The sequence below is a fragment of the Collinsella aerofaciens genome, from assembly GCF_028209885.1.
GTDB classification, from domain to species: Bacteria; Actinomycetota; Coriobacteriia; order Coriobacteriales; family Coriobacteriaceae; genus Collinsella; species Collinsella aerofaciens_BA.
Genome location: NZ_JAQLEM010000001.1, coordinates 71918 through 90842 on the forward strand (window position 1 = coordinate 71918; position 18925 = coordinate 90842).

At 59.7% G+C, this 18925-nt stretch carries 17 protein-coding genes and 1 riboswitch; of the genes, 12 read left to right on the forward strand and 5 right to left on the reverse strand.

The window, feature by feature from the left end; all coding sequences use genetic code 11:
• Window positions 1-148: 148 nt before the first annotated feature.
• Together PMX21_RS00305 and PMX21_RS00310 are read left to right on the forward strand one after the other, a co-directional pair.
• On the forward strand, window positions 149-1459 hold the full coding sequence (locus tag PMX21_RS00305; protein WP_271757015.1) for an NCS2 family permease: 1311 nt from the start codon (window positions 149-151) through the stop codon (window positions 1457-1459).
• A gap of 136 nt (window positions 1460-1595) precedes the next feature.
• The gene (locus PMX21_RS00310; RefSeq protein WP_271757017.1) at window positions 1596-2261 is read left to right on the forward strand and encodes an alpha/beta hydrolase; all 666 of its coding nucleotides are present in this window, start codon (window positions 1596-1598) and stop codon (window positions 2259-2261) included.
• Window positions 2262-2318: 57 nt separating this feature from the next.
• On the opposite strand, the gene PMX21_RS00315 is transcribed toward PMX21_RS00310, so the two are convergent.
• The 4 genes from PMX21_RS00315 to PMX21_RS00330 form a co-directional block, all read right to left on the reverse strand.
• Entirely contained in the window at window positions 2319-3653 is a 1335-nt protein-coding gene (locus tag PMX21_RS00315) for a uracil-xanthine permease family protein (protein ID WP_271757019.1), read from the reverse strand.
• Window positions 3654-3775: 122 nt separating this feature from the next.
• Complete coding sequence (locus PMX21_RS00320; protein ID WP_271757021.1) at window positions 3776-4909, reverse strand: 5-methyltetrahydropteroyltriglutamate--homocysteine S-methyltransferase; 1134 nt, start codon at window positions 4907-4909, stop codon at window positions 3776-3778.
• A gap of 155 nt (window positions 4910-5064) precedes the next feature.
• On the reverse strand, window positions 5065-5961 hold the full coding sequence (locus PMX21_RS00325) for a LysR family transcriptional regulator (RefSeq protein ID WP_271757022.1): 897 nt from the start codon (window positions 5959-5961) through the stop codon (window positions 5065-5067).
• 10 nt (window positions 5962-5971) lie between these two features.
• A complete protein-coding gene (locus tag PMX21_RS00330; RefSeq protein WP_271757024.1) occupies window positions 5972-6880 on the reverse strand; it encodes an HAD-IIB family hydrolase in 909 nt (302 codons plus the stop codon).
• Between the two features lie 93 nt (window positions 6881-6973).
• Window positions 6974-7084, forward strand: a riboswitch (TPP riboswitch).
• Window positions 7085-7135: 51 nt separating this feature from the next.
• Between PMX21_RS00330 and thiM the strand changes: the two genes are divergently transcribed.
• From thiM to PMX21_RS00345, 3 genes are read left to right on the forward strand one after another with little or no spacing between them, the layout of a single operon-like run.
• Window positions 7136-7975: a hydroxyethylthiazole kinase gene (thiM, locus tag PMX21_RS00335; RefSeq protein ID WP_271757027.1), complete on the forward strand. Its 840-nt coding sequence runs from the start codon at window positions 7136-7138 to the stop codon at window positions 7973-7975.
• A gap of 3 nt (window positions 7976-7978) precedes the next feature.
• A complete protein-coding gene (locus PMX21_RS00340) occupies window positions 7979-8320 on the forward strand; it encodes a thiamine-binding protein (protein ID WP_271757029.1) in 342 nt (113 codons plus the stop codon).
• Entirely contained in the window at window positions 8317-9012 is a 696-nt protein-coding gene (locus tag PMX21_RS00345; protein ID WP_006234517.1) for a thiamine phosphate synthase, read from the forward strand. The genes PMX21_RS00340 and PMX21_RS00345 overlap by 4 nt, the downstream gene beginning before the upstream one ends.
• 111 nt (window positions 9013-9123) lie before the next feature.
• Here the strand turns inward: PMX21_RS00345 and PMX21_RS00350 are convergent, their stop codons facing one another.
• The gene (locus PMX21_RS00350) at window positions 9124-9993 is read right to left on the reverse strand and encodes a patatin-like phospholipase family protein (RefSeq protein WP_271757031.1); all 870 of its coding nucleotides are present in this window, start codon (window positions 9991-9993) and stop codon (window positions 9124-9126) included.
• Between the two features lie 324 nt (window positions 9994-10317).
• Here PMX21_RS00350 and PMX21_RS00355 point away from each other — a divergent pair, with 324 nt between their 5' ends.
• The 7 genes from PMX21_RS00355 to PMX21_RS00385 all read left to right on the forward strand — a co-directional run bounded on the left by PMX21_RS00355 (window position 10318) and on the right by PMX21_RS00385 (window position 18904).
• Complete coding sequence (locus tag PMX21_RS00355; protein WP_271757033.1) at window positions 10318-13086, forward strand: bifunctional diguanylate cyclase/phosphodiesterase; 2769 nt, start codon at window positions 10318-10320, stop codon at window positions 13084-13086.
• A 76-nt stretch (window positions 13087-13162) separates the two neighbouring features.
• On the forward strand, window positions 13163-14692 hold the full coding sequence (locus PMX21_RS00360; RefSeq protein WP_271757035.1) for a diguanylate cyclase domain-containing protein: 1530 nt from the start codon (window positions 13163-13165) through the stop codon (window positions 14690-14692).
• A 74-nt stretch (window positions 14693-14766) separates the two neighbouring features.
• Window positions 14767-15390, forward strand: coding sequence for a flavodoxin family protein (locus tag PMX21_RS00365; RefSeq protein WP_271757036.1), 624 nt, complete (start codon window positions 14767-14769; stop codon window positions 15388-15390).
• A 16-nt stretch (window positions 15391-15406) separates the two neighbouring features.
• Window positions 15407-15748 (forward strand): arsenate reductase family protein, encoded by a 342-nt coding sequence (locus PMX21_RS00370; protein ID WP_055252194.1) that lies wholly within the window; start codon window positions 15407-15409, stop codon window positions 15746-15748.
• An 86-nt stretch (window positions 15749-15834) separates the two neighbouring features.
• Window positions 15835-16965 carry a GTP-binding protein gene (locus PMX21_RS00375; RefSeq protein WP_271757037.1) on the forward strand — a complete coding sequence of 377 codons (1131 nt, stop codon included), beginning with the start codon at window positions 15835-15837 and terminating at the stop codon, window positions 16963-16965.
• 95 nt (window positions 16966-17060) lie between these two features.
• Window positions 17061-17660 (forward strand): tRNA (cytidine(34)-2'-O)-methyltransferase, encoded by a 600-nt coding sequence (locus PMX21_RS00380; protein ID WP_271757039.1) that lies wholly within the window; start codon window positions 17061-17063, stop codon window positions 17658-17660.
• Window positions 17661-17803: 143 nt separating this feature from the next.
• Entirely contained in the window at window positions 17804-18904 is a 1101-nt protein-coding gene (locus tag PMX21_RS00385; protein ID WP_271757041.1) for an ATP-binding protein, read from the forward strand.
• Window positions 18905-18925 lie beyond the last annotated feature (21 nt).

The following is an 18925-nucleotide window of genomic DNA, read 5'->3' on the forward strand; positions in this document are numbered from 1 at the left end:
CCACACGTTTTCATGCGAAAAATACCGTCCGTCTGCCACAAAGCGCCGAACATCAACATGCGAGGAACAACAGCGTCGTAAAGGGGCTATAGTGGGAGCGTTCGTGTCAATCGGCCTAAACTCGGGGCCGAACAAGGAAAGGGTATGCATGGACGAACTTTTTCACGTCAGTGAGCGCAAGTCCACAATCGGGACCGAACTCCGCGCTGGACTGACAACATTCCTGGCGATGGCCTACATCATCGCCGTCAACCCCGCGGTGCTCTCGGGCGCTGGCATCGATGCGGGAGCGCTCGCCTGCGCCACCTGCCTGGGCGCCGGCATCATGACCATCTGCATGGGCATCTTCGCCAACCGCCCGCTCGCCTGCGCGTCGGGCTTAGGCGTCAACGCGATGATCGCTGGAATCGCCACCACCGTCTGCGGCGGTGACTGGCACGTGGCCATGAGCGTTATCTTCCTTGAGGGCGTCGTCATCTTGCTGCTCGTGCTTTGTGGCCTGCGCGAGGCCATCATGGACGCCATCCCGGTTGTCCTGCGTCACGCCATCTCGGTGGGTCTGGGCCTGTTCATCGCCATGATTGGCCTGTGCGATGCCGGCATTATCACCGCTGGCGCCGGTACACTCGTCGGTCTGGGCGACATCACCTCCCCCACCTTCATCGTCGGCATCATCTCCATCCTGGTGACAGTCGCCCTCGCCTGCCGCAACGTCCCCGGCTCGCTGCTCATCGGCATCGTCGTCGCCGTCATCGCCGGTATCCCCCTAGGTGCGACCCAGGCCCCGACCGGTATCATCGCCCCGCTCGACTTCTCGAGCATCGGTGGCCCCATCGCCGACGCCGGCGGCGTGCCCGCCATCGTCAAGGTTCTTACCGACCCCACGCTCCTCGTCATCTCGTTCTCGCTGCTCATGAGTGACTTCTTCGACACCATGGGCACCGCGATGGCCGTGGCCAAGCAGGGCGAGTTCCTCACCGACGACGGCAACGTCGAGAATATCAAGGAGATCCTGATCGTCGACTCCGCCGCCGCTGCTGTGGGCGGTTTCATGGGCGTCTCCTCCATCACCACCTTCGTCGAGTCCACCTCTGGCGCTGCCGACGGTGGCCGCACGGGCCTCACCTCCGTCACCACCGGCGTGCTGTTCATTCTCGCCGCGTTCTTCTCCCCCATCGTCACCATCGTTTCCAGCGCCGCCACTTGTGGTGCTCTGGTCTACGTCGGCTACCTCATGATGAGCGAGGCCTCCGAGATCGACTGGTCCGACGTGTCGCAGGGTTTCCCGGCGTTCATGATTGTCGCCGGCGTGCCCTTCACCTATTCCATCTCTGCCGGCATTGGCCTGGGCTTTATCGCCTACGTGATCGTCGCGCTCTTTAAGGGCGAGGCCTCCAAGATCAAGCCGCTCATGTGGATCGCAGCCCTCGCCTTTCTCGTCTACTTCTTCGTAGCGTAGCGGCAAAGCTGCCAAAGCAGAACACCAAAGCGCGGAGTCGCATCGAGCGGCTCCGCGCTTTTCTTTTCGGCAGAGCGGATGCATCGGCGTGCGACAATTGGGACTGCCGATATCACAACGTCAAGGGAAGCCCGTCATGGAAGCGTGCCAAAAGCAGATAACCGTTTATCCGAATCATACGGAAAGCGCACCTGTCATCTACCTCCCCGTGGTCATGGGAGACGGCAGTGAAGTCTACGAGTGCTGCCAAGAGCTCGACTGCCCACCGCTTACCCTTGTCGCCATTGGCGGGCTCGATTGGAATCGCGAGCTGAGCCCCTGGGCATGCGACGGGACCGTACGCGATGCCGAGCCTTTCGGCGGCCAAGCTGCCGGTTTTCTTGATGAGCTGCTGAATCAGATAATCCCCCAGGTCGAGTCGTCGCTTCCTCAGCCGCCCACCTGGCGCGGCATTGCTGGCTACTCGCTGGCGGGCCTCTTTTCGCTTTGGGCCCTCTGGCAAACCGATGCCTTTGACCGCGCCGCAAGCGCATCGGGGTCCCTGTGGTTTCCTGGCTTTATCGACTATGCGCACGAGCACACGATGCCGAGCACGCCCGACGCCGCCTACCTGTCACTCGGCAAAAAAGAAACCAAGACGCCCAACCGCATGATGCGACACGTCCTCGAAGACACGCGCGCCATGGAAAAACTGCTCGGCGAACGTGGTATTCCCACGACGCTGGAGCTCAACCCCGGCAATCACTTTGCCCAAACCGACTTGCGCATGGCCCGCGGCATCCGCTGGATACTGACGTATTAATAATGGCGCCCACGCGTACGCACGGGCGCCATTTTTTGATTTAGCTGAACACAACCGCTATTCGACAGTCTCCTCGAGTTCCGAGACATCGAACTCAAAATCATTACCGGGCAGAATCGCATTGAGCACGATACCGACCAGCGAGCCCACGGCAAGACCGGAAAGCGAAATCGTCACGCCGCCCAGCTCCAGCACGATAGCACCGGCGGTGCTATACGCAATACCGAGCGAAAGCACGAGCACCAGAGCCGCCACCAGCACGTTACGGTTGTTCTGGAAATCGACCTGGTTTTCGATAAGGTTGCGAACGCCCACGGCACTGATCATGCCATAGAGTACGAGCGACACGCCGCCGATTACACACGCCGGCATGGCCGCAATGACAGCCGCGAACTTGGGGCAGAACGAAAGCACGATGGCGCAGCACGCGGCAATGCGAATCACGCGCGGGTCAAACACACGCGTCAGGGCAAGCACGCCGGTGTTCTCACCATACGTGGTGTTGGCCGGAGCGCCAAAGAGCGAAGCCAGAATCGTGGCAAGACCATCGCCGAGCAGCGTGCGATGCAGACCGGGATCGGCAATGTAGTTGCGCTCGCAAGTCGAACCGATAGCAGAGATGTCACCGATATGCTCGATCATGGTCGCAAAGGCCAGCGGCATGATGGTAATGATGGCCGTCGTGGCGAGGCCGCTATCGAGCTGCGGCCCAAAGAGCGCAAACACGGTGTTGTCCCACACGACGGGCAAGCCAACCCAGGGAGCGGCTGCGACGCCCGAAAAATCGACCTCGCCCAGCGCAGTCGCAACGGCATAGCTCACCACAACGCCCAGCAGAATCGGCACGATCTTGACCATGCCGCGGCCCCAGATGTTGCAGATGACGATCACGGCCACAGCGATAACGGCGACAAGCCAGTTGGTCTGGCAGTTGGCAATGGCAGAGCTCGCCAGGATCAGGCCGATGGAAATGACAATGGGACCGGTCACCACCGGCGGAAAGAAGCGCATGACACGCTTGGCGCCAAATGCGCGGAACAGCGCTGCCAGCACCGGATAGAGCAGGCCGGCGCAGGCAACGCCCAAGCAAGCGTAGGGCAAAAGCTCGGCCTCGCCGTTGGGTGCAATGGCGGCATAGCCCGCGATAAAGGCAAACGACGAGCCCAGGAACGCGGGCACCTTACCGCGCGACAGGAAGTGGAACAGCAGGGTGCCCAAGCCGGCAAACAATAGTGTTGCCGAAACCGAGAGACCGGTGAGCACGGGCACCAGCACGGTGGCGCCAAACATGGCAAACAGGTGCTGCAGGCCGAGCAAAAACATGCGCGGGTGGCCGAGCGATGACGCATCGTAGATGGCATCGGTGACGGCGGGCATCGAAGACTGGGACATGGATGTCCTTTCGAATGGAAGGGCGATCGGACATATCGGATAACCTGCCCGAACGATACGATCCGAACCATTGTACGCGATACGCTATGTCTCGCACGCGCCGTCACCTGCAAACGGTAGCGTTACTTCCAAACGCGCTCGGCAATGCTCCTGACCAGCGCGATCTTTGCCCACTGCTCGTCCTCGGTCAGCTTGTTGCCAATCTCGCAGCTGGCAAAGCCACACTGCGGAGACAGATACAGGTTCTCGAGCGGCACGTACTTTGCCGCCTCGCGGATGCGCTCGACAATAGCGTCCTCGTTCTCGAGCTCTGCCGCCTTGGTAGTCACCAAACCCAGCACGACCTTCTTGCCGGGAGCAACGTACTTGAGCGGCTCAAAACCACCGGCGCGCGGCGTGTCGAACTCCAAATAGAACGCATCGACATCCTCATGCGCAAACAGGTACGGCGCGATGGGGTCGTAGCCGCCCTCAAAAGCGTAGGTGGAGTGGTAGTTGCCGCGGCATACATGCGTGTTGATGACCAGATCGTCGGGCTTGTCCGCGATGGCGGCATTGTTGAGCGCCACGCCCAGCTCGCTCACCTTTTGCAGGTCAACCGGGCTCATGCCAGTCTTGGACACAAAGTCGGTATCGCAATAGATGCCCCAGGTGCAGTCATCAAATTGGATGTTGCGGCAGCCTGCGGCATACAGGTCGGCAATCACGGTGCGATATGCTGCAGCGATGGCATCGGCAAGTTCTTCGTCGGTCTTATAAACGGCACGTAGACTCTCCTGCTGGCCGTCGCAGCGGTCGAGCGTAACTTCGGAGAACGTCTGGATCGGCGCCGGAATGGTTTGCCGCGCGACCTGGCCCTCTCCCTCAAGCGCCTTGACAAACTTAAAGTGCTCGACGAAGGGGTGGCTCTCGCCGCTGATGGAGCCGGTCACCACGGCGGTATCGGCCGTCGTCTCCTCATCATGGAACATATAACCCGTACGCGAGGTACGGCGCTCAATGCCATTGAGGCCCCACATAAAGTCGAGGTGCCAGTAACTACGGCGGAACTCGCCATCGGTGATGACCTGCAGGCCGGCGGCCTTCTGCTTGGCCACCAAATCGCGAATGGCATCGTCCTCGACGGCCTTAAGCCCCTCGGCATCAAGCGTGCCTGCCGCATAGGCAGCGCGGGCGTCTTTTACGGTCTGTGGACGAAGAAAGCTGCCGACGATATCGGCGCGAAACGGTGCGTTCAGCGTGGTTAAAGCACTCATAGATATCTCCCTTTGCATTGGTTGCTTTGCTGGGACAGAGTATGAGCGCTCATGTGGTCATCGTAAAATATATGTTTATAACAGTTTGATATAGATGATTCCTATATCAGTTTGGACTGCCGTAAAGAGATTTGACCCGTGCAGAACGCAGCAGTCTAGATATGCTGACGAATCGCGTCGATATAGGCCTGCCCATAGCGCGTAAGTGTCGTGTTCTTGCGCGTGATGATGCCAATCTCCATGTACTCGTCCACGTCGAGCGGAATCGAGATAATGCCGGGGCCGTTGAGCTCGTGGCTGATCACGCCCGAGCATACCGTGTAGCCGTTGAGGCCCATGGCCAAATTGAACAACGTCGCACGGTCGCGCACGCGGATATTTTTGCGACGCTCGAACGTCGAAGTCAGCTCCTCGGAATAGTAGAACGAGTTATAACTGCCCTGCTCATAGGACAAGAACGGGTAGTCTTCCAAGTCCTCGAGCGTCACGCTGGCGCAGTCCGCCAGTGGATGGTCGGCGCATACAAAGACATGCGGCGCGGCGCAGAAGAGTCCCTCGAATACGAGCTCGTTGGCGGCGAGCATGCGCTCGATAACCTCGCGGTTATGCTCGGATAAGTACAGGATGCCCAGTTCGCTTTTCATATGCGCGACGTCCTCGATAATCTCGTGAGTCTGTTCCTCGCGCAGGGTGAAGTCGTAACGCGCGGCATCGAACTCGCGGATCACGTCAACAAACGCGTTAACGGCAAAGGAATAATGCTGGCAGCTCACACTAAAGTGCGGCACCTGCTCGGATGCGCCCTTGTATTTGCCCTCGAGCAGGTCGGCCTGGTCGAGTACCTGGCGCGCGTAGCCCAAGAAGGTCTCGCCTTCCTCGGACACAATGACGCCCTTGTTGGTGCGCTCAAAGATGTGCACGCCCATCTCGTTTTCGAGATCGCGGATCGACGCGGTAATCGAAGGCTGCGACACAAAGAGCCGGCGCGAGGCCTCGGTGATGCTGCCGCATTCGGCAACTTTGACGACATACCTGAGCTGCTGGAGCTTCATAGCTTTCTCCCTAGACGTTCGTGACGTCGAAACCCGTCGTATCCATCTGACGCATAAACGGCGGCATCTCCCCCGTCGCGGCGCAGGCGGCAATCTGATGCAGGACTCCGGCGACCGCATCATCCACCGCGGCGCCGATATGCCAGCGCGCGGCAGCCGTGACGGCCTCGTTGGCATTGGCGACTGCAACGGAGTTGGGAACGGCATCGATCATGGGCAGATCGTTATCGGAATCGCCAAATACGGCCACCTCGTCGGGCGTCAGGCTCAAGGCGCGCGCCAGCTCCAGCGCAGCGCAGCCCTTGTCCCAACCATCCGGAAGGATGTCGAACAGGCGCACTCGGTTGTTGGGAAACACAAGCGAGAGTTCCGGCACCTCAACGGCAACGCGCTCGCGTAGCTCCGCGAGCTCCTCACGCGAACGGGCACTCCAGATATTCGCCTTAAACACCGGCGCGCCATCGACGACGGGACGACACGGGGCCTCTTCGCCTTTGAGCCACGCATTGCCGCCCGACTCCATAGCGCGACGCACACGCTCGGGATTGCTCGTCACGCAATAGGCATCGTTGCCCCAAAAGTCATCGCCCAGGCTGTAGACTTTTAGAAATGTATCGTCGGTCTCTTGCTCCAGATAGTCAGCCAAACGCATCAGAGCATCGTTGTCGATTGCGCGCGAAGCGACTACTTCGCCGTCGACAAACATCACCTGGCCGTTACAGAACGCACCGGTCGAAAAACACTCGGAACGGTTTTTGAACATCCAGCCCATCGCGGACGGCTGACGACCCGAAACCGGCCCAAAGTGCAGACCCGCCGCCTGCATGGCATGAATACCCTCAATGGCGTAGTCGCTGGCGCCGTCATGCCCGGCTGGAATCAGCGTATCGTCCATATCGGTCAGCACAAGTTTAATCATAAGGCCCCCATTCGTATCGGTCCTACCTATTGTAACGACCTGCCAAAATAAACCTGTCCCTTTTTGGCAGGTGCGCTAGTATAGGGAACAACAGATTCGATGCGGGAGTGCCGGCGGTGCAAACCACAAGGCTGAGAGGGCATGGGGCCCAATCCTTTGAACCTGTCAGTTAATGCTGGCGTAGGGAGCATGCCGCCTTTACAGGGGCGCTGTCTATGCACAGCGCCCCTTTTCTATGCCAAGGAGGCATGTGCAGTGATTGATTCGGAACAGCTTAAGCAACATATGGTCAAGGCCGTAGAGGAAATTCGCGCCACCAATCCGATGGCCGGCTCCATCACCAACACGGTGACGATCGACTTTGTCGCCAACGCGCAGCTCGCCGTGGGCGGATCGGCCGCCATGGTCTATCTGCCCGACGAGGGCGAAGCGCTCGTTGCCGGCGGCGGCGCCATCTATCTCAACATGGGCACGCTCTTCCCCATCTACGAGCAGACGATTCCCCGCGCGGCCAAGGCGGCACACGACGCCGGCAAGCCCTGGGTGCTCGATCCGGTGGGCCTGGGCATCGGTAGCCTGCGCACCCAGCTGGTAAACGAGCTCAAGCAGTACAAGCCCGCCATCGTGCGCGGCAACGCCTCCGAGATTATCGCGCTCGCCGGCCTGTGGGGTCTTGAGGGCGAGGCGGCCGATCTGAGCCGCGTGCGCGGTGTCGATACCACCGACACGGTCGACGCCGCCCGTGGTGCCGCCGTGGCGCTCGCCCGCTACACCGGCGGCGCCGTAGTGGTCTCGGGCGAAGTCGACCTGATTACCGACGGCACGACCGTAGCCAAGTCCCACGGCGGCAGCCCGCTCATGTCCAAGATCACCGGCTGCGGCTGCTCGCAGGGCGGCGTGCTGGCCGTGTACGCCTGCGCCGCCGACCCGTTTACGGCAGCCGTCTGCGGCACCGCGGTCTACAACGTTGCCGGCACCCGTGCCGCCGCTGTCGCCGATGCCCCGGCAAGCTTTAAGGTCACCTTTATCGACGAGCTCTACCGCGCGACCGCCCAAGACATCGCCGATAACCGACTCGAGCTCGAGGAGGCATAAGCCATGTCCGAGCCCGCAACCAATGCCGGCATGAACACGCTCGTCGCCGTGGCTATCGCCCCATGCGGCACCGGCGACGAGCTATCCGCCGAGGTCGCCGAAGTCGTGCGCGTCATTCGCGAGAGCGGCCTTCCCAACCGCACCACCTCGATGTTCACCGAGATCGAGGGCGACTGGGACGAGGTCATGCAGGTCGTGCGCGACGCAACCTTTGTGTTGGCGAGCAAGGGCATCCGCACCGAAGTCGTGCTCAAAGCCGATATTCGACCCGGATTTACCGACACCATGACCGGCAAACTCGAGCGCATGGAAGCACAGATCAGGAAACAGGAGGAAGCACGATGAGCATCCGCGACAACCTTGATATCTCGGCCTATCTGGTACTCGGTCCCGAAAACACCCTCGGGCGCCCCGTGGGCGATGTGGTGGCCCAGGCGCTCGACGCCGGCTTTACCTGCATCCAGGTGCGCTCCAAGGTGGCAAGCGCCCGCGAGATCATTGCGCTGACCGGCGACGCCGCGCAGGCAATCGCACAGGCCGGCAAGACCGGTCAGGTCGCCCTGTTAATCGATGACCGCCTTGACTGCGTACTCGCCGCGCGCGAGCAGGGCATCGCCGTCGACGGCGTGCACGTGGGCCAGAGCGATATTCCCGTCGAGGTCTGCCGCAAGCTGCTGGGCCCCGATGCCATCGTGGGCCTTTCGGCCCGCTGCGAGGAGATGCTCGAGTACGTCAAGACCGCCGACATGAGCCTGGTCGACTACCTGGGAATCGGCCCGCTCCACGAGACCGAGACCAAGCGCGATTGCGGACGCGCGGCCGACGGCTCAATCATTACCAAAAGCTTTGAGGACCTGGCCGCCCTCCACGCGGCAAGCCCCGTGCCCATCGTGGTGGGCGGCGGCGTCAAGACGGCCGACCTGCCGCAGCTCAAGGCCACCGGCGTCGATGGCTTCTTTGTGGTGAGCGCCGTCTGCAGCGCCGATGACCCCTACGCCGCGGCCAAGGAGCTCGTCGACACCTGGCAGCAGGCATAAGTCTAGGCCGAGCAGCTGATTCGCAGCCTCATATCTTCAATAGCGGAAAGCGCATCCCAGTTTGGACCTCCATTCCGGGATGCGCTTTCCGCCGAGCCGGCAGCCGATGCCTTACCCCGCCAGATACGCTTCCAGCGCGGGCAAGGTCGTCTCCGCATCGCGACGACCGATCTGGTAGATGCGCTCGAGTTCATCGGGCTCGCGGCACAGCGACGGCACCTTCACCGATTCGCTCGGACGCACCACAAAGATATCGCCGGCGGCCTCGCGACGCGCCAGGTCATCGAGCGTGGCATTGTAGACCTCATGCCGATGCTCAAGCGCTGCGACAAACTCCGGGTAGTGACGGAACACGCGCCGCAGCATGGGCATCACGCTGTTGGGTTGCTTCACAAAACCCGCTGGCTGCGTGAGTACCACGATATTGCGGTCATATCCCTGCGCAAACAGCCATGCGCTGGGAATGGAATCAGCCACGCCGCCATCCAGATACTTATGCCCGTCAATAGCAACGGGACGCGTCGCCACGGGAATTGCCGATGACGCCCGAATCCACTCGATATCCCGCTCGTCGCCATAGGGCAGATCGTGGTAGACGGCCTTGCCCGTCTCGATATCGGTACACACGCACGTAAATCGCATGGGGCAGGCACGGTACGCCTCCAAATCGATGGGATCGCGCTCGATAGGCACCTCGTGATAAGCAAAGTCGGCATTGTACATATCGCCGGTTCGCAGCCAGCTGGTCACGCTCGCATAGCGCTTGTCGGCGCAATAGGCCTTGTTATAGCGAATGGCGCGGCCGATCTGGCGCGATTTAAAGTTGTAGCCAAACGCCGCGCCCGCCGAGACGCCCACCATATGGTCGCAGGTCAAACCGTGCTCCATCCAAACGTCGAGCACGCCCGCCGTATACATACCGCGGTAGCCGCCTCCCTCGAGCGCCAGCCCCACCGTGCGCGTCATATTTGACTGTGCCATGCGACCATCTCCGTTCCTGCGTTTTAAAACGGGACAAGTATACCCGTCAACATATATCGTCCCAGTCGCATTTTTATCGAACATCGCATCGTCGCGCTACCGCTTGTCGAATAATAGCCGCCCACAGCATGTGCACCCATATATAATTGTGCACTATTGTTTACACTACTCAGCTGTTATCAACAGCGAACATTAGCCGACAAATTAACTCAACAACGCGGCAAGGCGGGGGCCTGGATACATGCAAAGCGCTGGGCAACGACGCGTGTACACAACGAGCTCGCCCGACGCAATCCGCCCCGACCTCAGAAAGCCGCTTAGAACATGGATACTGTCAGCAATTACACCGAAACGCTCGAAAAGACCGTCCGTGACCTTCTCGAGCGTCAGGAGGATCTGATCAGGACGGCCTTTACCGACCAGCTTACCGGGCTTGGCAACCGTGGCGGCTTTGCCCGTTCCCTCGAGGAGCTCTGGGAGCAGGACGCCCCCGTTACCATGGCGTTCATCGATATCGACAATCTCAAGCACTGCAACGACGTCTTTGGGCATGACGAGGGCAACCGCTATATCTTGCAGGTAAGTCTCTATCTTAAGCTGTATATGAAGGTGGGCGAAGCGGCGTTTCGCATAGGCGGCGACGAGTTTGCCATCCTATCTACGATTGCAACCGAGGACGACCTCGCCGAACGTCTGAAACACTGCCGAACGGTTCTGCTCAAAAACAACGATTCCGAGATGCCCCACTCGTTTAGCTACGGAGTGTCACATGCCGACCCCGCCCTGGGCGAAGCTTCCAATCGCATGACGCTCGATGCCGACCATCGCATGTACGACTACAAGCTACGTCACGCCATGCACCTCGATCGACGCAATATCACGCAAGTTCACGCCGACGACTTCGAAATAAGCGATCGAATTTTTGACGCCTTTTCGATGCTCAACGAGGGCCGTTATTTCTTTATCGAGAACTTGGACAAACATCGCACCCTTTGGTCACAAGGCGCCTTGCGCGATCTTGGCCTTCCCTCGGAGCACATAGACAACTGTCGCGATTACTGGAAAACGCGCGTCCATCCCGACGACCTTGAGGCCTGCATCAACGACATCGACCAAGTCTACAACGGCACCAAGCACCGTCGCGTCATGCAGTATCGTGTGCGCAACGCCGTCGGCGACTACGTCCTTTGCCGCGCTCGCGGGTTTCGTATCGACGGCGACGGAAATGTCCCCTCGCTCTATGTCGGCGAGCTCGTCAACCACTCACTTGCCGAAACCGTCGACGCCGCCACAGGCCTCGGAACGCAGCGCATGCTGGCCAACGCCATCGACGCCTGCCGCCGCGATCGTTGCGAGACAGGGCTTATAGCGGTGCGCGTTCGTGGCACGACAAAGCTCAACGAGCTCTACGGGGCCGAGGCTGTCGACAACATGCTTGCCGAATACGCTGGCCGCATGCTGTCGATCACCCGCGGCAGGAGCCGGGTCTACCGTTCACGAAGCGTCCAGTTCGTCGTGCTCAGCAACGACCTAGACCACAAGGCATTCGAGCAACTGACCCGCCACCTTAAAGAGGCCGTTTTCGCTCCTGTTCGAATCGCAGGCGACACCATTACTCCCGTCTGCCTTGTCGTCCCGGCCTTTTACGAGCACTTAACCCATCAAGCGACCGCCGTTTTAGGCGAACTCGATCGTCGCCTTCGCACAGCTGGCGGGCTTGTCCCCAACGACAGCCTCCCTATACCCGAGGTCGAACGCAAAAGCGCAATCGCCGAACGCATCGATATGCTCACGGGCCTCTATCGACCCAGCGAGTTTATGCGGCGCGCCAACGCATTTCTCGAGGCAAGGCGCGACGGCACCTGGTGCATCGCCACGGTCGACATGGGCCACATGCGCCTGTTTAATGAATGGCACGGCCAGGCCGAGGGCGACCGCGTACTCGCCGATGTGGGCACGGTCCTCAAGGACATCGAGAATGCCGATATGGGCGTCGCAGGGTACTGGGGCCAAGATGACTTTTGCGTACTCATCCCTTTTAAGCACATCACCGTCCATCAAATCTACAACCGCGTTCGCGAGGCCGTAGCCAGACATGATGATGGCGTAGGCTTCTGGCCGTCCATGGGCGTTTACCCCATCGACTCCAATGAGGAAATCACTATCGACGCGCAGGCCAAGGCCATGTTTACCAATCGACGCGCCAAAAACGACTTTAAGGAGCGCATTGCCGTTTTCCGCCCCGAGGAATATGAGCATGAGGTTGCGTTCCACCACACGCTAACCGAGTTCCAGTATGCGCTCTCAAACGGCCGCATCACGTACTACCTGCAGCCCCAGGTCGACATGGAAACCGGCGAGATCATTGGCGCCGAGGCACTCACGCGCTGGATTGACAAGGACGGTTCTCTCATTTCGCCCGCAACGTTTATCCCCGCACTCGAGGAAAGCGGCTTTGTGGTGACGCTCGACAAGTACATTTGGCAGGGTGTCGCCTCGTGGCTGCGCGAACGCATCAATCGAGGACTTCGCGTGGTTCCGGTTTCGCTTAATGTGTCACGCGTGGATATCCTTGCCTGCGACGTTGCCGAACATATGGGGGCGCTTGCCGCCCAATACAACCTACCGCCCGAGCTCATGCGTATCGAAATCACCGAGACGGCTTATACGGGAGAGTCCGAGGCCGTGGACAAGCTGACGGCTGACCTGCACACCCGCGGCTTCTCGACCTATATGGACGATTTTGGCACCGGCCAGTCCACGCTCGCGATGCTCAAGAACGTCAACGTCGACGTCATCAAGCTCGACCGCACCTTTGTGCCCACCGACCGCGATCAAGGCCGCAGCACGCGGATCATTTCATCGATGCTCGAAATGGCGCAGTCGCTCCATCTGCCCGTCGTGGTCGAAGGCGTCGAGACAAATGAGCAGGCGAGCATGCTACGCCACATGGGCGCCCGCTACGCTCAGGGCTTCCTCTACTACCGCCCCATGCCGGCGAAGGATTTTGAGGCATTGTTCGATGGTGGCAATAACAACTGGTACGCTCGCGAGCAAAACGCCACCGCCGAAGGGGGCATTTGTCTCCATTAGCTAACTTATATCCCCAATTCAAACCGAATTGGGGATATGATACAAACCATTGTTCCGCCCAAGGAGGTTATTCATCATGAACGAGCCATATCGCCTGGGCGAGCAATCGATTATTGCCTATCTCCAGCGACTTGCGAATGGCGTCTCGACCGCCGAGCTTGACGTTGCCGCCCTGCCCGTAGAGTTGCGCGGCATTGGCGAGCAGTTGAAAAAGACGCATGCCATCCTGCAACAAGAGCGCCGGCTGCTTGAGAGCAACGCCTATATCGACCCGCTCACCAACTTGGGCAACCGCAGCGGACTCGACCGTCACGTCGAGCAACTCTGGCGCAAAGGCGGCCCCTTCACCTGCGCCTATATTGACATCGACCATCTCAAGCATTGCAATGATAGGTTTGGCCACGCCGAAGGCAATCGCTATATTCTGAGCATCTGCCGCACGCTCTCCGAAACCATGGAGCACGATGAGATGCTGTTCCGTATCGGTGGAGACGAGTTTGTGCTCATCTCGCTCTCCGCAAACGAGACTGAACTCGAGCAGCGCTTGGAGCAGGTACGTGCCGGGCTGATCGAGGCGAGCTCAGGTGGCAAGGCGCCCATGATCGGCAGCTTTAGCTTTGGCTGCTCGCGCGTCGATCCACTTGCCGGCGACACGCGTCGCCAGATGACGATGGATGCCGATCGCAAGATGTATCGCTATAAGCTTATGCATCGTGTGCAGCAACCGAAAGACGATGACGCGCCGCAACGCCCAATCGTCGATCAGCTTCCCTGCAACGACCGGGTGTTCCAAGCGATCTCCATGAGCTCCGAGACGCGCTATCCGTTTATCCTCAATCTCGATACGGGAGAATCGCAATGGTCGGTTAACGCCGTGCGCGATTTTGACCTGCCCTCCCAGCACCCTTTTAACTCACTCGACATGTGGCTCGCCCGCGTTCATCCCGAGGACCGCGACAACGTACGTGTCGAGCTCGACATGGTGATAAACGGCACGTGGCACTTCCACTACATGCAGTATCGCGTAATGGATGCCACCGGAAAATACGTGCTTTGCGACTGCACGGGCTACCGCTTGGACGGCACCGATACCGAGCCCGGCATGTATGTGGGCATTATCATCAACCGAAGCTTGGCAGATACGACCGATTCCGTGACCGGCTTGGGCGATATTCACGCCCTGGTCAACGCCATTGGCGAAATGCGTCGCGTGGCGCGCAAGGCTGGTTTGATCGCCATCAAAATCGACGATATCGCTCAGGTCAATGCCCGCTTTGGCTTTGATGCGGGCGACCGCGTTTTGGCAGAATGTGCCGCCTGTCTGGTGGAATGCTCGCGCGGTAAGGGTCGTATGTTCCGCTCGACGGGACCGATGTTCGTGGCTCTTTTCGACGACTTTGATCCCGAAGAAACCGATGCGATTGCAGAGGAAATCGAGCGGTTCCTGGGTTCGCCCGTGCTCTTTGGCCCATTTGAATATCAGCCGCCCATTCGCGTGGCCACGCTCCATCTGGACGGCGTCGACCGTCAGCCCGTTTCGATTTTGAACGAGCTCAAAGCGTTGCTCGGGAAAGCCGTGCAGGTGCCAGGTACCAAACTGGATTAGCGCCGCGCCCGCGCCGCCTCCCCCATCGTGCGATAATCCTCTGCAGAAGTCACCAAAAGCAGAGGGAGTTTGTGATGAAGGTTCTTTTGGTCAATGGCAGCCCCAAGGCAAACGGCAACACCGCCCGCGCACTCGCCGAGGTCGCCGAGCAGCTCAACGCCGAAGGCATTGATACCGAGGTGTTTCAGCTGGGCGCCAAGCCCATTCGCGACTGCATCGGCTGTGGTCAGTGCGGCAAGCTTGGCGGGCGCTGCACCTTTGACGATGACGTGGTGAACGAGCTCATCGCTGCCGCCGAGCAGGCAGACGGCTTTATCTTTGGCTCGCCCGTCTACTATGCGCACCCCAGCGGACGCATCCTTTCGGCCCTCGATCGCGCCTTCTACGCGGGCGGGCATGCCTTTGAGCACAAACCCGGCGCCGCAGTCGCCGTCGCCCGCCGCGGCGGCACGTCGACCACCTTCGATGTGCTCAACAAGTACTTCACCATTAAGCAAATGCCCGTAGTTGCCTCCACCTACTGGAACAACGTATTTGGCCGCGTGCCCGGCGACGCCGATGGGGATGCCGAGGGCCTTGCCACCATGCGAAACATCGGCAAAAACATGGCCTGGCTCCTGCGCTGCATCGAGGCAGGACAGGCCGCCGGTATCAACGCACCCGAGGCAGATCGCGCAACGACCAACTTCATCAGGTAGAACGGCGGAACATACTATGAACGTGCAAATCTTCGGCACCAAAAAGTCGTTCGACACCAAGAAGGCCCAGCGCTATTTTAAGGAGCGCCGCATTAAGGTGCAGTTTATTGACCTTAAGGAAAAGGAGATGAGCAAGGGCGAGCTCACGAGCGTGATGCAGGCGGTCGGCGGCATCGACAAGTTGCTCAACCCCAAAGCCAAGGACGAGGAGACGCTCGCACTCATCCAGCACCTCACCCCTAGCCAGCGCTTCGACAAGCTGCTCGAGAACCAGCAGGTCTTGGCCGAGCCCATCGTGCGCAACGGCAAAAAGGCCACCGTCGGTTATTGCCCCGATGTATGGGGAGCCTGGGAGTAGCCTGTGTTATTTGCCGGCGCGTGGGTATAAGAGCAGGCGTTTGGCATATGATTCAACTGTAAGCCATGTCTAACAAAGGAGGGCACATGCCCAACAAACCCGTGAAAATCATCATGCTTACCGGATACCTCGGTGCCGGCAAGACCACGCTGCTCAACCACATCCTCGCTAACGACGGCGGTATCCGCGCCGCCGTGATCGTCAACGATATTGGCGAGATCAATGTGGACGCCAGCCTCATCGCCGACGGCGGCCTTTCCGAGACCGACGACCTCATCCCGCTCACCAACGGCTGCATTTGCTGCACGCTTTCGGACGACCTTGCTAACCAGCTGCAGGGCATCGCCGATTCGGGCAACTTCGATTACATCATCATCGAGGCCTCGGGCATTTGCGAGCCCATCCCCATCGCTTACACCATCTCGAGCTTCTGTGACGAGGCCAAGGTGGGCGGCGAGCCCAAGCTCGCGCTCGACAACATCGTGGCCGTAGTCGATTGCGCCCGCATGTATGACGAGTTCAACGGCGGCCGCGACCTGCTGGCAGAGGATATCGACGAGGACGACATCGAAAGCCTGCTCATCCAGCAGATCGAGTTCTGCTCCACGCTGATCCTCAACAAGACCGATACCGTGAGCCCTGAGCAGATCGCCGAGCTCAAGGCCATCGTGCGTAGCCTGCAGAAAGACGCCGTGATTGTCGAGGCCCAAAACGGCGAGGTCCCCATGGAGGAGCTGCTCGACACCGACCGCTTCGACTTTATGCGCGCCTACAACTCCGCCGCCTGGATCGAGGCCATGGAGCATCCCGAAGAGCACGACGACCCCGAGGTGCTCGAGTACGACATCGAGACCTTTGTGTACTCGCGCCGCAAGCCGTTTGACCTGCAAAAGTTCACCAATTTTGTTGAGCAGGAGTGGCCCGACGAGGTCATCCGCGTCAAGGGTCCGCTGTGGCAGGCCGGCGATCCGGACATGTGCTACATGTTTGAGCAGGCCGGCCACCAGATGCGCCTGATGGAGAACGGCCTGTTCGTTGACTCAGCGCCCGAGGGCGAGAAGCAGAAGATCATCGACGAGAACCCCGAGATCATGCAGATTTGGGACGACGAGACGGGCGACCGCATGACGAGCCTGTGCATCATCGGCCGTCACATGGACAAGGATGCGCTCATCGCCTCCCTCGATGCCTGCCTGACCGACTGGCACCGCGCCTAGGTTTATCCAAGCGGATATTTTTCCGCCTACGTAACCGCCAAGCCACCACGAAGGTACCCTTCGTGGTGGCTTTTCGTTCTGAGCCAAGGAGATTCATGTTTAATATCGTGCTGTACGCGCCCGAGATTCCGGCCAATACGGGCAATATCGGCCGTACCTGCGTGGTCACCGGCACTCGCCTGCATCTGGTGGAGCCGCTGGGCTTTTCGCTCGACGACAAGACGGTGCGTCGCGCCGGCCTGGGCTACTGGCAAAACTTGGACGTGACGACCTATGCCGGCTGGGAGGATTTCCTTGCGCGCAACGGCCTCTCCCCTGCCGACGAGCGCCTGCATCTGCTGACCAAAAAGGCACGCCGCACCTATGCGCAGAGTACCTACCGCGATGGAGACTACTTGGTCTTTGGCAGCGAGAGCTCGGGCATTCCCGAGGAGCTACTCGCTGCAACGCCCACGTGCTGCGAGCGCATCCCGATGCTGCGCGATTGTGACTCACTCGATAACGCCGAGGCCTGGGAAGCCCACGAGGAATCGCTGGGACATACCGAGGACAGCCACGAGGCCATCCTGCAGCAGGATATCTGCGGCAACTTCGTTAACCCCGACGACTACCGCATCAGCGCGCTCAACCTCTCCAACAGCGCCGCCATCGTCCTCTACGAGGCCCTACGCCAGGCAGGCTTTCCGGGAATGTGACAAAGGGACTATCCTTTTGCCACATTCGAGCGCCACGTCGATGGCACACACGCCTAATTGATGCTCTAGATAAAGGCCCTCACTTTTAATCAGAATTAACTAAAGTAAAATGAAGTTAAACGGCGGTGTGAAAGGAGAGCCGTGTGAAATATCTCGAGAACCCGTTTACCCCCAGTTTTGGTGAGGTTCCTGCCCATCTCGCTGGCAGACAGCAGATTATTCGGGATTTGGACCGTGCCTTCTTGAGCCAGCGCAGGCGCCCAGAATTGACCTCGATCTTCTCAGGCGCGCGTGGAACCGGTAAAACCGCTCTCATGTCGTCGCTCGCGACAAGGGCGGAATCCCACGGCTGGATAGCCGTAAAGACGACCGCGCTCCCGGGAATGCTTGAGGAAATCGAGTTCGGGACGAAACGCGCCGCAGCCCATCTCATCGAATCGTCCAACCACTTCGAAGTCACCGGTCTCGGAATTGCACCGCTCGGCAGCATCGAGGTCAATCGCGTTCACGATGCCTCAACCTGGCGTTATCGCATGAGCGACATCATCGACCAGCTCAACGAGGCGGGCACCGGTCTGCTCGTCACGGTTGACGAGGTGGACCCGACACTCGACGAGATGATTCAGCTCGCAGCGACGTATCAGCACTTTGTGACCGATGGGAAACGCGTCGCCCTGCTCATGGCGGGACTTCCCAACAATGTCTCGACGTTGCTGAACCACAAGACGGTCTCGTTCCTTCGCCGCGCCCAACAATATCATCTGGGTCGCATTGCCGACTATGACGTACGCGAGGCCTTGATTCGCACAATCCAGGAAAACGATCGCCTGGCAGATGCTGAGGGAATCGATAGAGCCGTTCGCTCGATCTCTGGTTTTCCCTTCCTATTGCAACTCGTAGGCTACCGTGCCTGGGATCTCACAAGCGATTCGAAGGAAATCTCGTCACGCGACTTTGACCTGGGAATCAAAATCGCGCGCGACGAGATGGACGACCGAATCCTCGCGGCAACCTATCGGGAACTCACTGCAGAGGACAAGCGATTCGTCATCGCCATGCTCGATGACGAAGAAGAGTCCACCACCGCCGACCTTATCGAGCGCCTTAAGCGTTCGCCGCAGCAGGTCTCCCGCTACCGACGCCGCATGATAGATGCCGGCATCATCGGAGAACGAGGACGAGGGCTCGTCGCATTTGAATTGCCATTCTTCCGCGACTATCTCGCGGCTCAATGCGTGAAATAGAAATCAATGTGACAAAGAGGC

Excerpts from the sequence above, each read along its gene's own strand:
- PMX21_RS00325 (WP_271757022.1), bottom strand. The coding sequence starts at position 5,961 with ATGAAGCTCCAGCAGCTCAGGTATGTCGTCAAAGTTGCCGAATGCGGC.
- PMX21_RS00320 (WP_271757021.1), bottom strand. The coding sequence starts at position 4,909 with ATGAGTGCTTTAACCACGCTGAACGCACCGTTTCGCGCCGATATCGTC.
- PMX21_RS00315 (WP_271757019.1), bottom strand. The coding sequence starts at position 3,653 with ATGTCCCAGTCTTCGATGCCCGCCGTCACCGATGCCATCTACGATGCG.
- PMX21_RS00360 (WP_271757035.1), top strand. The coding sequence starts at position 13,163 with ATGAACGAGCCATATCGCCTGGGCGAGCAATCGATTATTGCCTATCTC.
- PMX21_RS00375 (WP_271757037.1), top strand. The coding sequence starts at position 15,835 with ATGCCCAACAAACCCGTGAAAATCATCATGCTTACCGGATACCTCGGT.
- PMX21_RS00355 (WP_271757033.1), top strand. The coding sequence starts at position 10,318 with ATGGATACTGTCAGCAATTACACCGAAACGCTCGAAAAGACCGTCCGT.
- PMX21_RS00345 (WP_006234517.1), top strand. The coding sequence starts at position 8,317 with ATGAGCATCCGCGACAACCTTGATATCTCGGCCTATCTGGTACTCGGT.
- PMX21_RS00330 (WP_271757024.1), bottom strand. The coding sequence starts at position 6,880 with ATGATTAAACTTGTGCTGACCGATATGGACGATACGCTGATTCCAGCC.
- PMX21_RS00365 (WP_271757036.1), top strand. The coding sequence starts at position 14,767 with ATGAAGGTTCTTTTGGTCAATGGCAGCCCCAAGGCAAACGGCAACACC.
- PMX21_RS00305 (WP_271757015.1), top strand. The coding sequence starts at position 149 with ATGGACGAACTTTTTCACGTCAGTGAGCGCAAGTCCACAATCGGGACC.
- PMX21_RS00380 (WP_271757039.1), top strand. The coding sequence starts at position 17,061 with ATGTTTAATATCGTGCTGTACGCGCCCGAGATTCCGGCCAATACGGGC.
- PMX21_RS00310 (WP_271757017.1), top strand. The coding sequence starts at position 1,596 with ATGGAAGCGTGCCAAAAGCAGATAACCGTTTATCCGAATCATACGGAA.
- PMX21_RS00340 (WP_271757029.1), top strand. The coding sequence starts at position 7,979 with ATGTCCGAGCCCGCAACCAATGCCGGCATGAACACGCTCGTCGCCGTG.
- PMX21_RS00370 (WP_055252194.1), top strand. The coding sequence starts at position 15,407 with ATGAACGTGCAAATCTTCGGCACCAAAAAGTCGTTCGACACCAAGAAG.
- PMX21_RS00350 (WP_271757031.1), bottom strand. The coding sequence starts at position 9,993 with ATGGCACAGTCAAATATGACGCGCACGGTGGGGCTGGCGCTCGAGGGA.